Origin of the sequence: Bradyrhizobium sp. ORS 86, assembly GCF_045571475.1 — a bacterium.
GTDB lineage: Bacteria > Pseudomonadota > Alphaproteobacteria > Rhizobiales > Xanthobacteraceae > Bradyrhizobium.
In genome coordinates, this window is the sequence record NZ_CP120699.1 from 2,721,467 (window position 1) to 2,734,406 (window position 12,940).

11 protein-coding genes are annotated in these 12,940 nt (G+C 62.1%); 7 read left to right on the forward strand and 4 right to left on the reverse strand.

Features of this window, described 5'->3' with window-relative positions; all coding sequences use genetic code 11:
• The first annotated feature begins 142 nt into the window (after positions 1–142).
• The 7 genes from P6U25_RS12245 to P6U25_RS12275 are packed head-to-tail and all read left to right on the forward strand — an operon-like array spanning position 143 to position 8,174.
• On the forward strand, positions 143–1,696 hold the full coding sequence (locus tag P6U25_RS12245) for a lipopolysaccharide biosynthesis protein (protein ID WP_407151421.1): 1,554 nt from the start codon (positions 143–145) through the stop codon (positions 1,694–1,696).
• A 2-nt stretch (positions 1,697–1,698) separates the two neighbouring features.
• The gene (asnB, locus tag P6U25_RS12250; RefSeq protein ID WP_407151422.1) at positions 1,699–3,537 is read left to right on the forward strand and encodes an asparagine synthase (glutamine-hydrolyzing); all 1,839 of its coding nucleotides are present in this window, start codon (positions 1,699–1,701) and stop codon (positions 3,535–3,537) included.
• Between the two features lie 3 nt (positions 3,538–3,540).
• Positions 3,541–4,629 carry a glycosyltransferase gene (locus P6U25_RS12255; RefSeq protein WP_407151423.1) on the forward strand — a complete coding sequence of 363 codons (1,089 nt, stop codon included), beginning with the start codon at positions 3,541–3,543 and terminating at the stop codon, positions 4,627–4,629.
• A gap of 8 nt (positions 4,630–4,637) precedes the next feature.
• Positions 4,638–5,492: a methyltransferase domain-containing protein gene (locus tag P6U25_RS12260; protein ID WP_407151424.1), complete on the forward strand. Its 855-nt coding sequence runs from the start codon at positions 4,638–4,640 to the stop codon at positions 5,490–5,492.
• Positions 5,489–6,052: an acyltransferase gene (locus P6U25_RS12265; RefSeq protein ID WP_407151425.1), complete on the forward strand. Its 564-nt coding sequence runs from the start codon at positions 5,489–5,491 to the stop codon at positions 6,050–6,052. The genes P6U25_RS12260 and P6U25_RS12265 overlap by 4 nt, the downstream gene beginning before the upstream one ends.
• A gap of 18 nt (positions 6,053–6,070) precedes the next feature.
• Positions 6,071–7,003: an NAD-dependent epimerase/dehydratase family protein gene (locus P6U25_RS12270; protein ID WP_407151426.1), complete on the forward strand. Its 933-nt coding sequence runs from the start codon at positions 6,071–6,073 to the stop codon at positions 7,001–7,003.
• A complete protein-coding gene (locus P6U25_RS12275) occupies positions 6,969–8,174 on the forward strand; it encodes a glycosyltransferase family 4 protein (RefSeq protein WP_407152504.1) in 1,206 nt (401 codons plus the stop codon). Before P6U25_RS12270 ends, P6U25_RS12275 begins: the two co-directional genes overlap by 35 nt.
• A 21-nt stretch (positions 8,175–8,195) precedes the next feature.
• Here the strand turns inward: P6U25_RS12275 and P6U25_RS12280 are convergent, their stop codons facing one another.
• The 4 genes from P6U25_RS12280 to P6U25_RS12295 all read right to left on the reverse strand — a co-directional run bounded on the left by P6U25_RS12280 (position 8,196) and on the right by P6U25_RS12295 (position 12,928).
• Complete coding sequence (locus P6U25_RS12280; protein WP_407151427.1) at positions 8,196–9,524, reverse strand: hypothetical protein; 1,329 nt, start codon at positions 9,522–9,524, stop codon at positions 8,196–8,198.
• A 4-nt stretch (positions 9,525–9,528) separates the two neighbouring features.
• A complete protein-coding gene (locus tag P6U25_RS12285) occupies positions 9,529–10,488 on the reverse strand; it encodes a UDP-glucuronic acid decarboxylase family protein (RefSeq protein ID WP_407152505.1) in 960 nt (319 codons plus the stop codon).
• Between the two features lie 144 nt (positions 10,489–10,632).
• On the reverse strand, positions 10,633–11,466 hold the full coding sequence (locus P6U25_RS12290; protein WP_407151428.1) for a glycosyltransferase family 2 protein: 834 nt from the start codon (positions 11,464–11,466) through the stop codon (positions 10,633–10,635).
• Positions 11,393–12,928: a capsule biosynthesis protein gene (locus P6U25_RS12295; protein WP_407151429.1), complete on the reverse strand. Its 1,536-nt coding sequence runs from the start codon at positions 12,926–12,928 to the stop codon at positions 11,393–11,395. The genes P6U25_RS12290 and P6U25_RS12295 overlap by 74 nt, the downstream gene beginning before the upstream one ends.
• Between the last annotated feature and the right edge of the window lie 12 nt (positions 12,929–12,940).

The window sequence follows — 12,940 nt, forward strand, 5'->3', positions numbered from 1 at the left end:
GCGCGCAGCATCGGCCGGGGCGCGGTCCACCAACCCTCGACAATTGCCGCGCCGGCTGCTAGCCCGGTCCCGGTGCTGAGGGGGTTTTGCCTTGATGGACGAGGCACTTGAGGCGCATCGAAGCGATGGTCCGAAAGCTGGCATGGCGTTGAAAAAAGGTCCGTCGGATCTGCTCGGGAACTCGGCATGGAATGCGATCGCCTTCGCGGTCGCGGTGCTGCTCAACCTGGCGATCCTGCCGTTCGTGATCTTTCGTCTCGGCCTCGCCGCGTTCGGTGTCGCGGGGCTGGTGACGGCCTGCGTCGCGCCGGCCCTGATGTTCAGCAATGCGCTCGGTTTGTCGACGGCGCGCGAACTCGCGCAGAGGTTGGCGCCAGCCGATCGCGACGAGGCGCGGCGCTTCTTCGCGACCGCGCTGACGCTCGCCATCGTCGCGGGCGGCCTGATCGCGCTGTTGCTCGGCCTGGCCGGGGCACCGCTCGCGCGACTGGGATTTCATTTGAGCGGGCCGGCCGCCGACGACCTTGGGCTTGCGTTCGCACTGGCCGGCGCCGGCTGGCTGTTCCAGTGCCTGTTCGCGGTCTTTCTGTCCCTGTTCACGGCTCGACAGGACTATCGGCGGATCGCGTCGATCAGCATCACGGGCACTCTGGTGACGACGATGTCGATGCTGCTGCTGATCCCGCTGGCGCCGCGTTCTTCGACGTTTCTCGGTTGCCAGGCGCTGGGCTTCGCGACGAATTTTCTGATGGCCGTCGCCTGGTCGCGGCGCATCATCGGAGGTTGGCTCGCGAGACCTGCGCTCGATCGTGGCGCACTCCGCGCGCTCGCCAGGCTTGGCGGTTGGCAACTCGCGGCACAAAGCGGGGCGCTGTTTGCCGGGCAGGCGGATCGCTATCTGCTTGGGGCCCTGCTGCAGCCGCAGTTCGTCGGATTCTACAGTGTCGCGCAGCGGCTGGAGGAGGCGGTCTATATCGGTGTGCTGAAGATCGGCGAGATCCTGTTTCCGTTCTTCAGCACGCTACAGAGAGAGGCCGAGGATCGCAAGGTCGACCTCCTGCTGCGTTCGTCCTGGATCCTCAACGTGCTCGCCGCGAGCGCGCTGGGTGGCCTCATCCCGGTCGCCGGAGCGCTGCTATATCGATGGACCGGCGCCGAGGTGGCCGCGGAAGCTCAACTGGTGCTGGTGGTGCTCTCAATCAGTGGCATACTTGGGTCGAGCGCCAATGTGTTTGCGTTCTATCTGCTGTCGCAGGGGCGATCCGGCTCCAATGCACTGATCTCGCTGCTGACAGGAATCTTCACGCTGGCGACCAGCGCGATCGCGTTGCCGCACTTCGGCTGGCAGGCGGCTGGTTGGAGCACCTGTGTCGGTATGATCGCGCAGATGGTCACCACGGTCTTCCTGTTGCGGCGGACTTTCAGGCTTGCAGACATATGGTCGCGCGTCGTTCATTTCGTCCTGGCACCGCTCGGCGCCGGGATCGTCACGGCGCTGGCGCTGCGCGCCGGGCTCGGCCATGCATCATTCGACCACGCGCCGTCATGGTGGTATGTGGTGTCGCTGTATGCGATATCAGCGGCGATGATCTTCGTCGCCGCCGTCGCAGCATCGCAACTTGGCCCCTATCGCGCGGTCTGCTGGCGGGATCTTCGCGCCATCGTGGCACGCTTCCTGCCCATCAAGGCCATCTAGACATGTGCGGTATCACAGGCATCGTCAATCTTCGCGGCGATCCCGTGCAGCCCGCCGAGCTCTCGCGGCTGACAAGCTTGATCGCGCATCGCGGTCCGTTCGGCGAGGGCACCTGGTTCAACGCCAGGCGCAATCTCGCGCTTGGTCACCGCCGGCTCGCGATCATCGATCCGGGCGAGGGGGGCCATCAACCGATGGTGTCCGGCGGTGGACGCCACGTCATCGTTTACAATGGCGAGATCTACAACTTCCTGGAACTGCGGCGCGAGCTCGAGGCGAAAGGCGCGGTCTTCCGCAGCCAGTCCGATACCGAAGTGATCCTTGCCGCCTGGCAGGCCTGGGGCGAGGACATGCTGCCGCGCTTCAACGGCATGTGGGCGGTCGCGATCTACGATACGACCACGGACGAATTGTTCCTGGCGCGTGACCGCTTCGGCATCAAGCCGTTGCTCTATGCACTGACGTCCGAGCGCTTCGTGTTCGCGTCCGAACAGCGGGCGCTGGCGCGCAGCGGCCTGGTCGAGGCAACGATCGATACCGATGTGGCGCGGCGGTTGCTGCTCGATCCGTTCGGGATCGAAGGCAGCGAGCGGACCTTGTTTCGCCAATTGCGCCGCCTGCAGGGCGGCCACTGCATGTGGTTGCGGCAAGGGCGCATCGAGCTGCGCCGCTGGTGGCGGACCGTCGATCATCTGCCGGAGATACCGACCAGCGAAGCTGACCGGGTGGCGCGCTTTCGCGAGCTGTTTCAGGATTCCGTGGCATTGCGGATGCGCAGCGACGTTCCGATCGGCACGTGCCTGTCCGGCGGCTTCGATTCGTCGGCGGTGATCTGCGCCATGGCGGCCCATGAGAAGGCCGGGATGGGGCCGCGTGACAGCACTGCCTGGCGTCACGCCTTCGTCGCGACATTTCCCGGCGCGATCAATGACGAGCGACCGATGGCCGAGGAAGCCGCCGCCTGGGCGGAGGTCAAGCCAACCTTCCTCGAGATCGGGCGGTGCGATGCGCTCGCCGACATCGACCGGATCCTCGACGGCAATGACGACGTCTATATCAGCCTGCCGAGCGCTGCGTGGCTGATCTATCGCGAGCTGCGCCGCCAAAACGTCACGGTGTCGCTCGACGGTCATGGCGCGGATGAATTGATGGGCGCCTACCTGCAGGAGGGCCAATCCGCTGCATTCCGAATTCGGAACGCGGCGGCCGCGCTCACCTCGCGATTGCCGTTGGCACAGCGCGGCGTCGATGTCCTGCGGGCGCAGATGATCAAGCGGCAGGGGCACTATTTCCTGCGCGGCGGCCTGTCGAACATTCCCGCGCCACTTCCGCTGGTCGGTGAAGATGATGAGTTGCCGCGCGAATGGGGCGCCTTGAACCGGCGGCTCTATCGCATGTTTCACTCGACCACGCTGCCCACCATCCTGCGCAACTTCGACCGGCTGTCGATGGCACACGGGATCGAGGTCCGGATGCCGTTCATGGACTGGCGGTTGGTGAGCTATACGATGGCGTTGCCGGAAACCAGCAAGTCGTCCGACGGCTACACCAAGGTGGTGGCGCGGCAGGCGATGGCGAATCTGATGCCGGAGAGCATTCGTACCGCGCGCCGCAAGGTCGGTTTCAACTCGCCGATGCCGGAATGGCTGAACGGGCCACTATCCGGCTGGACCAAGGATTTGCTCGATCGCGACGTCCCGGCGTTTGCCGCAATCGTCGACGAAGCGCCGCTTCGCCAGACTGTCGAACGCTTGACTGCGGCGCAAAGTTGGGACTGGGAGACGGTCGGCCGGATCTGGCCGTATCTGAACATGAAATGGATGTTGGCCAGGTACGTGTAACCGATGCGCTTGTTTCAGAATAGCGGCATTTACCCATCCTATCTGCCGCGCCTCAACCAGCTCGCGCAGCACGCGTCACACTTCGAGGCACGGCGTGAGGTGTTTCTGCACGATCGCTTCGGCGCGCCGCACATCCTCAAACCGGTGCTGGACGGTGCACCAGACGCCTTCTTCACCAATGGCGACGATGAGGTGCTGCAGCGCCAGTGGGCGCGCGCGCAAGGGATGCCTGGGACGCCGGCGCTTGAAGCGATCCTGCTCGCGCAGATCGAGCACCACGGAACGGAGGTGTTCTACAATCTCGATCCGGTGCGTTACCCGAGCGCGTTCGTCGCCAAGCTGCCCGGCTGCGTGAAGACCACGCTCTGCTGGCGGGCCGCTCCGTCGGGCAGCGCCGATCTCTCCGCCTATGGCGCGGTGCTCGGCAACTTCCCATCGATCCTGGAGTCCTGGCGAGCCAAGGGCTGCCGCGCCGAATTGTTCTTCCCCGCGGTCGATCCTGTGATGGACGAATACGGCCACGGCGAGCGGCCGATCGACGTCGCTTTCGTCGGCGGCTATTCGCGGCATCACAGCGCGCGCGGCCGGACCCTCGAGCAGGTGGCAGCTCTGGCGGCAAAGCACGACATCGTCTTCTGCCTCGACGCGTCACGGCTGACGCGGCTTGCCGAGAGCGCGATCGGCCGATTGTTGCCGCTGGGAAAACACAGGCGCCCCGATGCCATCGCCGGCATCGCGAGGCCCCCGGTGTTCGGGCGCGAACTCTACGCGCTGTTCGGCTCGGCGAAGATCGTGCTCAATGGTGCGATCGACATGGCAGGGAGCGATCGTGGCAACATGCGCTGCTTCGAGGCGATGGGCTGTGGCGCGCTGCTGCTGTCGGATTCCGGCAGATATCCGGAGGGGATGGACCCCGAGCACACGATCGCGATCTACGAGACAGGCGATGACTGCCTCACTCGGATCGAGAATTGCCTGCGCGAGTGGGACGAAATCAAGCTGAGAGCCGAGCGGGGGCGGCGAGTGGTCGGAGATTTGTATGGCAAAGAGCGCCAGTGGGCTCTATTTGAAAAGCTCTTGGAGCGCCTCTAGGAGCAGGCATGCACGTTGACGGTCTGGTTTTCAGGATCAAGGAGATCGCTGACGCGGTTGCGCTGCCTGTCTATGCGCTGCGAGGGCGTCAGCCCTGGTCGCTCGGCTACTATACGCGGAAGAAGTCAAGCATTCAGACCGCGATCGACACCGCCGCGGTTCAACCGGGGCGTCCGCTGCCTGACGGGTTCGGCATCGGAATCGATGAAAGGGTCGTCGAATATCCATGGCTGTTCGAGCGGCTGTGCCGCGACGGCGTCGCGCTGGGGCGAATGCTTGATGCCGGCTCGACGCTGAATCATGAGTATATCCTTGGCCGAGATCCACTGCGCAAGGCGGACCTGACCATCATGACGTTGGCGCCGGAAAAGCGCTGCTATTGGTATCAGGGCTACTCCTATGTTTTCGGGGATTTTCGCAAGACGAGGTTCGAAGATGGTGCCTTCGACACCATCATCAGTATATCGACCCTGGAGCATGTCGGGCTCGACAACACGATGCTCTACACCGACGATCCCACGAAGTCAGAAGCCAACAGGCATGGCTTTGTTGATGCGATGCGCGAGTTCCGGCGCATCATCGCCCCCGGCGGACGTTGCCTGATCACCGTGCCATATGGGCGGTATGAGAATTTCGACTGGTTTCAGGTCTTCGACTGGGACATGATCCGAACCTTGATCGATGCATTTGCGCCGTCGTCCTTTGAGCTGGAATTCTTCGGCTATGGGAAGGCGGGCTGGCGGCGCGCGTCGGAGGCCGATGTTGTCAACGCAACTGCATTTGACCCGCATAGCGGTCGCGGCCGGCTCGACGACAGGGCTGGTTGCGCGCGCGCCATTGCCTGCATCGAGTTGATCAGATGAATCTCGATTACTGGCTGCAGCGGGTGGTGGGGCGCGCGACCTGTCGCCTGGGGGCGCGCGCACGGCTGATGCCGACGGCGCGGATCCGCAATATTCGCGGTGACAGCGACTGCATCGTCATTGGTGCGAACAGCATTATTCGCGGAGAGCTCTTGACGTTCGCACATGGCGGACGGATCGAAATCGGCTCGTGGTGTTATGTCGGGGAGAATTCGCGGATCTGGTCCGCTGGATCGGTGCGGATCGGCGACAGGGTGCTGATCGCGCATGATGTGAACGTCTTCGACAATCTGACCCATCCGGTGGACCATGTGGCGCGTCACCGGCAGATTCAGGAGATGTTTACCAAGGGCCATCCGCGTCAATTGGATCTGGATGAGCGTCCTGTCACGATCAACGACGATGCCTGGATCGGAGCCGGCGCATTCCTGATGCGAGGCGTTCAGATCGGCGCCCGTGCAATTGTGGCGGCTGGTGCGGTTGTCACGGCGGATGTTGCTGAAGACACGGTTGTCGCCGGAAACCCCGCGCGTCTGGTAAAGTCGATCCTTGAAAGTTAGCTTGGCTGGACCAACGGCATGATCATCTGGGTCACAGGCGCGAACGGATTCATTGGCCGCTATCTCGTCCGGGAACTGGCGGGGGCGGGCCATGCGGTCCATGGCGTCGGTCATGGCGCAATCGATGAAGCGGAAGCGCGTCGCCTCGGCCTGCGGACCTGGATCAACGGCGAGATCGATGCGGCCAATCTGAATGCGCTCTCGGTGGCGCACGGGTTGCCTGCGCAGGTCTTTCATCTCGCCGGCGGATCGTCCGTCGGCTTGTCGATCGAGCGGCCCTTCGAGGACTTTTCCCGCACTGTTGCGAGTACGGCCCGGCTGCTGGAATGGCTGCGCGGGTCCGCACCGGAGTGCGCCTTGATCGCGGCATCGAGCGCGGCCGTCTACGGGGCTGACCATGCCGGTCCGATCCCTGAAGACGCCGTCCTGGCACCGATGTCGCCCTACGGCCAGCACAAAATGATGATGGAACAGTTGTGCCAGAGCTACACGCGATCGTTCGGCCTGCATTGCAGCATCGTGCGGCTGTTCTCGGTCTATGGCCCGGACCTGCGCAAGCAGCTACTCTGGGACATCTGCTCGCGGCTGAAGGCGCAACCGGACGTGCTGACTCTCGGTGGAACTGGCGGTGAGATCCGCGACTGGATCGATGTTCGCGATGTTGCGAGGTTGCTGGCCAGCTTCGCGGCGCCGTCGACGCAGGCTTCATCCCGCATCATCAACGGTGGTTCGGGACGGGGGACGAGCGTCGCCGACATCGCGACCGGCCTCATCCAACAGTGGGGTACTGACACCGTTGTGCGATATTCCGGCGTCAGCCGGCCCGGCGATCCCGTCAGCCTGCTGGCCGACGATGCGAGCCTGCGCCGCGCCGGCTTCGATTGGCGGATTCCGCTCGACCGCGGTCTTGCCGATTATGTGGCGTGGTTCCAGGGGCAAGCGGGTGGCTGAGCCAGAGCCACTGCGCGTCGCATTCACCCATATTTCCCGGCGCGCGTGGGCCGGAGGATACAACTATCAACGCAACCTCTTCGAGGTGTTGAATCGATACCATCCGGGTGAGGTCCGGCCTGTGCTTTTCGCCGGCATGAACGATGATGCCGCCGAGATCGCGGCACTCGCTCAAATCCCCGGTGTCGAGGTCTTTCAGTCGCCGGCATTTGATCGAACAGGCCGCGGCCTTCTGGGTGCGCTCGCGCTCGGAATAGACGGTCCCGCCGCCGCGCAGTTCTGTGCGCGCGAGATCGACATCGTGTTCGAATCGGCACGCTTCTTTGGACGGCGGCTGCCCTTTCCGGCCATTGCGTGGTTTCCTGACTTTCAGCACCGGCTTCTGCCGAACCTCTTCTCCAGGCGTGCCTATTGGCAGCGCGAACTCGGATTCCGGATCCAGATCGCCTCAGGCCGTCACATCATGCTGAGCAGCGCAAGTGCACTCGAAGACCTCAAGCGCTTCTATCCTGGCGTAGCGAACGGCGTCTCCGTCGTGCGCTTCGCGACCGAACCTCCGTCGAGCTTGCTCACAACTGATCCGCTTGATGTGATCTCGCGCTATGGATTGCCGCAACATTTTCTCTACCTTCCAAATCAGTTCTGGAGGCACAAGAACCACCAGTTGGTGATCGAGGCGCTTGGTCTGCTCAAGCGGCGTGGTGTCGATGTCGTGGTGGCCGCCTCGGGCAGTACCCATGATCCGCGCGAGCCTGACTATTTCGAGGACACAATGAGGCGCGTCGCAGCGCAAGGCCTCGAATCGAGCTTTCGCCACCTCGGAATGATCCCGCTGGATCATGTCTATGCGTTGTTGCGAACGTCGGCGGCGCTCATCAATCCGTCGAAATGCGAAGGATGGAGCACGACCGTGGAAGAGGCCAAGTCATTCGGCGTTCCAATGATCCTGTCCGACATTGACGTCCATCGCGAGCAAACTGAAGAGGCCGCGCGATATTTCGCCGTCGACGATGCCGGAGCTCTGGCCGATCACATGAGTGATGTCATGGCGGACGCCGGCTCCGTAGCGGCGCGCCACCTTCAGGCGGGGCACGATGAACGAGTCAGGGCGTTCGTGACGGACTTCATCCAGCTTGCACGCGTTGCCGCGCATTCGAAGCCGGCGCGATAGATGTCGGGCGCTGCGTGATGGTCAGCGGGCGTCCAGATCACGGTCGAAGATTGAGCGCGGCATAATGTACCAGATCAGGAACAGCAATGCCGTGCCGTGGGTGAGCATGGCAACGGTCAGTGGCACGTTGAGGAAAATCTGCGGCAGGATCGACGACGAAATCAGGACAAAGTCGGGCGGCAAGCCAGCCGAAGCCTTGTTGCCGATCGCGACGATCAACCCACAGGCGAGCGCCGCGACGGGCGCGAGATAGAGGCCGACGGACGCGATGCCTTCGGTCGCGAACAGTGAGGCGTTAAGATTTCCCCAGCCGTATTCCTCCCGCATAATGACCGCCAGCGGTTGCTGGTAAGGACAGGTCAGAAACGTCTTGACGATGGATATCTGGCAAAAGTGCGTCAAGGGATGGGACGCGAAGAAATCGTTATAGATGTCGAGGGCCGACGACGGTATCGTGACCATGCGGACATTGACCATATCGAAATAAGTGAACAGGGGGCCGCTCGTCGTGATGCCGACAAAGATCACCCCGATGGTGATGGGCAGCAAGAGAGAGAGGATGGCGGCGGTCCGCGCCTCAAACACTCTTGAAGCCGCCCACATTGCAACTACCCATCCGGGCGAGAAGAACGCAAGCTTGCCCAATGTGATCGGATAGAACAATGGAAATAGCAGTATTGCGATGGCGGCCTTCCGGTAGGACCTCAGCGCCAGGTAGGAGGCGAACGCCAACGGCAACAGGGAGTTGGGAACGATCCCGATCAGGTAGCGTATCACCGCGGGATATTGCAGCTGTTCGCGAAACTCGTACATGCGGTCGAGCCATACGAGTTTGAAATGGTAGATCGAGGCGGCTGCGAAAGTCCCGACCGTGACCAGTAGTATCAGATCGAGGAGACGCAGGAACTTTTGGTGCGACAGTATGAAGACCTGTTTCGCGGGTGCGTTGATCAGCAGCGCGGGGAGGAGGAACGTGATTGCCGAGACCGCGGCTGACAGGGCTGCCAGTCTGAGGTTGTAGTTGAACTTGCTGAAGCTGTTGATCCAAAGGAATCCCAGGATCATCGAGTAGAGATAGAAGCCGACAAAGTAGCCGAGGCTAAAGCGCACTGTCGCGAAGAGGATCGCCGCCACGGAGAACGCCGCCGTGACGACGATAGCATAAGAGAGATGCTTCGGATCGTAGAGAATATAGACCTGATAGTTTGCCACTTTGACAAGCGACACACAGCACACCACGACATGGAGCGGGATCAGAGCAAGAAGGCCCGCACGGTAGGGCGCATACGGAGGAGTGGTTTCGACCGTGTAGGCCGGATTTGACATCGTGATGGGCGATCCCGTGGCCATTAGGTTACGCCGCGAACAGACGCTTGAAGTAGGCGATCGTCTCCTTCAGTCCCTCATCGAGCGCGACCCTTGGCTGCCAGTCGAGCACGGCCTTGGCTTTCGCGAGGTCCGGCTGGCGTTGCCGCGGATCGTCCTGCGGCAGCGGCTCGAAGATCAGCTTCGAGCGTGAATTGGTAAGTTTGATGACTTTTTCCGCCAATTCGAGGATGGTGAATTCCGAACTGTTGCCAAGGTTGATCGGGCCGGTACAGTCATCGTCGGTCAGCATCAGCCGGGTGATGGCCTCAACGAGGTCGTCTACATAGCAGAACGAACGGGTTTGCCCACCGTCGCCGAACACTGTGATAGGATCGCCCTTGAGCGCCTGTACGATGAACGACGACACCACGCGGCCGTCATCGGGCTGCATGCGCGGTCCGTAGGTGTTGAAGATGCGTGCGACCTTAATCGGTAGCCCGTGCTGGCGCCAATAGTCGAAGAACAGTGTCTCGGCGCAGCGCTTACCTTCATCGTAGCAGGAGCGGATACCGACCGGGTTTACATTGCCCCAGTAGTCTTCAGTCTGCGGATGGATCAGCGGGTCGCCGTAGACCTCGCTGGTTGATGCCTGGAAGATCCGCGCCTTGAGCCGCTTGGCGAGGCCCAGCATGTTGATCGCGCCATGGACGCTGGTTTTGGTGGTCTGCACGGGGTCGCGCTGATAGTGGATCGGTGAGGCCGGGCAGGCCAGGTTGAAGATCGCGTCCACCTCAACATACAGCGGAAAGGTCACGTCGTGCCGGACGGCCTCGAACAGGGGGTTCTGCAACAAATGCGCAATGTTGCGGCGGCTGCCCGTGAAGTAGTTGTCTACCGACACCACTTCGGCACCCTCAGCGAGCAAGCGTTCGCAGAGATGCGATCCGATGAAGCCCGCACCGCCGGTGACGAGAATCCTTCTGGTCTTGTAATGCTCAAACGCCATTGGTCGTCCAGTCCGTCTGTTTAGCTGTTGAGATGATTGCCGCGCGCGAGCGCAGAGGGGAGTGGTATCGTGCAAAGTTAGCCAACGGATATACCGGACAATAGTAATATAATACCATCACCCGGAAAATCCGACGTAACTGTCTCAAAACTCGCGGCGTCGCCACCAGGCCCGCGCTGCCCAATGGGCGAAACACCATCCAGACTTGCCCAGCGGCAAGCGCTCGACATTGCGGTAGATGTGCCAAACCCAGCCGGCGGAGCGAAGCCGCTGGCTCGACACCGAAAAGCCCCGGACGCGATATCGGGCGAGATCCTCGTTCAGCCCGCGGGCAACGTGGCCGCGCCTGAGAATGCTGAGCCAGAGACAAAAATCGTCATATGGCTCGTTCTTCATCGCGACCGGACCCGCGACCTCACGGTCGACCATCGCCGTCAACGTCGCAATCGAGGTGTTCTTCAGAAGTTCTTCGTAGGATAGTTGTTCCGGTACGGTGATAAGCCGGCCAGTGAGGGACCCGGCCTCGTTGATGCGGCGATAGGCCGTATAACTGATCGCGGCGGGCTTTTCCTTCGCGAAGGCGATCTGGCGTTCGAGCTTTTGCGGCAGCCACAGATCATCGCTATCCAGAAAGGCGAGGAAGCGGCCTTGCGCATGGTTGATCGCTGCCTGGCGCGCCAGCGCTGGGCCACCGTTGCGCGGCTGCCGAATCAGCTTGATGCGTGGATCGGACGCGGCATGCTGCTCCACGATAGCCGGTGTCCTATCGGTCGAGCAGTCGTCGGCGATCAGAAATTCCCAATCGCGTATGGTTTGCGCCTGCACCGACGCGATGGTCTCGCCAATCAATCCTCCGACGTTCCAGGACGGGGTGATGATGGACACAAGCGGCATGACGAGGCCTTCAACTCCTGGCCGACGTTGGTGTGATCGCGGACGCAAGCGTCGCGGCAAAGACGTCGAGCTGCCGCGGATCATCGATATAGAGTTCGCCGGGAACCGATTTCCGCCACGCCGTCTCGAAATAGGGCGCGGCTGTCGCTGGATCGAACGGCGGGGCAGCGAGCGCGTCGCGCAGGCGTTGCGGCACGTCCTTCAGCCTATCCGCCGTGAAGACCAGCGGGCAGTTGCGGTAGAACGCGTCACCCATCACGACGACCGGCCGGCCGAGCAGCACCCCTTCGGCTCCGGACTTGCTGTTGACCGAAACCACCGCGTCGGCGCGGGCAAGCACCGCGTAATTGTTGGTCTGCGGCGGTAGCAGTACGAAATTGTCGAAGCGTCGTGCCAACTCGAAGAGGCGGCGCGATGAGATGGCGCCGATCTGCGCAGGATGTTCCTTCACCACCAGTAAGTGTGTGTCCGGGATCGTCCGGAGCAGGAAATCGATGGTCGCGATCTGGTCGAGATATTCCGGTGAGCGTAGTGTCAGCGCCATATCGGCGGGAACGTGCAGCGGATAATAAACGAACCGCGCCTCCGGCATCGGCCGGTAAAGCTTCTTCAATCGCGTCGCGTTGAGTGCCATCGCGGCATGCACGCTTGCGTGCCGAAGATTGTGGCCGAATTCCTGGTGCTTTCCGAGTGCATATTGGTCCCAGAGCTTTTCAGCCAGGCGCTTTGAATTGCGCAGATTTGCCACCTTCTTGAAGGCGGCCGAATATTGGTGCCGGTCCTTCTGTGGGATAACGATGGCCCGCTGGTTCAGCGTCTCGTTGAGATAGGCACGCACTTCGGGTGACACGGCGTCCGCCGGCGTTGCCATGGTATCCGGCGCCGACAGACTGTCCAGCGTATAGTAGAGCCGGCCGCGAAAGAATGACGGCTCGATGAACCAGTTGCGGATGCCGCGCCTCCTTGCCGCGTAGAATGCGGCGATTACCGACAGGAAGCCGCCGAGCTCCTGTACCAACACAGCCGCTTGCGACCGCGCTGCCAGTTGGTCCAGCAACTGCTCCATCGCGTTGGCGTAGATCATAAAACGGCGTCGCAAGGCAGCGGTGTCGCGAAGGCCGAAGGTAAAGCGCTCGTGGCTGAACAGGAAATTGCTTCCGCTGAGCCCGTAGGCTGCGATTCGCGCATCGAACGCCTTGCGGTCATCGACCGGCGGCCCGCCGGCAAGCCCACTCCGGTACATATTGACGACGGCAATTCCGTGCGCCTGGGCCATCTCGGAGCTGCGATCGTCGAACGCGAGCAATTGTACCTCGCGACCAGCGCTGCGCAACCGCTGCGCGACCGGGATCCAGAACCGGGTCTGATATTGGGCCAGCGTCGTGATCAGGATGGTTTCGTCGGCGGACATGTTGGGGGTGGGAAGTTGCCTTGTGGTGTCCCGAAATATACAGTGTAGCAGGTTCGCGACGATCCGTTCGAGCGTAATGGTTGTGGACTTGGGGGCGAGCGGCCAATAGCCCATGTTGGCGGATACTACAACCATCGGAACGTGTCG

What these genes read in the sequence shown, in the direction of transcription:
- P6U25_RS12245 (WP_407151421.1), top strand. Translation starts at nt 143, where the DNA reads ATGGCGTTGAAAAAAGGTCCGTCGGATCTGCTCGGGAACTCGGCATGG.
- asnB (WP_407151422.1), top strand. Translation starts at nt 1,699, where the DNA reads ATGTGCGGTATCACAGGCATCGTCAATCTTCGCGGCGATCCCGTGCAG.
- P6U25_RS12255 (WP_407151423.1), top strand. Translation starts at nt 3,541, where the DNA reads ATGCGCTTGTTTCAGAATAGCGGCATTTACCCATCCTATCTGCCGCGC.
- P6U25_RS12260 (WP_407151424.1), top strand. Translation starts at nt 4,638, where the DNA reads ATGCACGTTGACGGTCTGGTTTTCAGGATCAAGGAGATCGCTGACGCG.
- P6U25_RS12265 (WP_407151425.1), top strand. Translation starts at nt 5,489, where the DNA reads ATGAATCTCGATTACTGGCTGCAGCGGGTGGTGGGGCGCGCGACCTGT.
- P6U25_RS12270 (WP_407151426.1), top strand. Translation starts at nt 6,071, where the DNA reads ATGATCATCTGGGTCACAGGCGCGAACGGATTCATTGGCCGCTATCTC.
- P6U25_RS12275 (WP_407152504.1), top strand. Translation starts at nt 6,969, where the DNA reads ATGTGGCGTGGTTCCAGGGGCAAGCGGGTGGCTGAGCCAGAGCCACTG.
- P6U25_RS12280 (WP_407151427.1), bottom strand. Translation starts at nt 9,524, where the DNA reads ATGGCCACGGGATCGCCCATCACGATGTCAAATCCGGCCTACACGGTC.
- P6U25_RS12285 (WP_407152505.1), bottom strand. Translation starts at nt 10,488, where the DNA reads ATGGCGTTTGAGCATTACAAGACCAGAAGGATTCTCGTCACCGGCGGT.
- P6U25_RS12290 (WP_407151428.1), bottom strand. Translation starts at nt 11,466, where the DNA reads ATGATCCGCGGCAGCTCGACGTCTTTGCCGCGACGCTTGCGTCCGCGA.
- P6U25_RS12295 (WP_407151429.1), bottom strand. Translation starts at nt 12,928, where the DNA reads ATGGTTGTAGTATCCGCCAACATGGGCTATTGGCCGCTCGCCCCCAAG.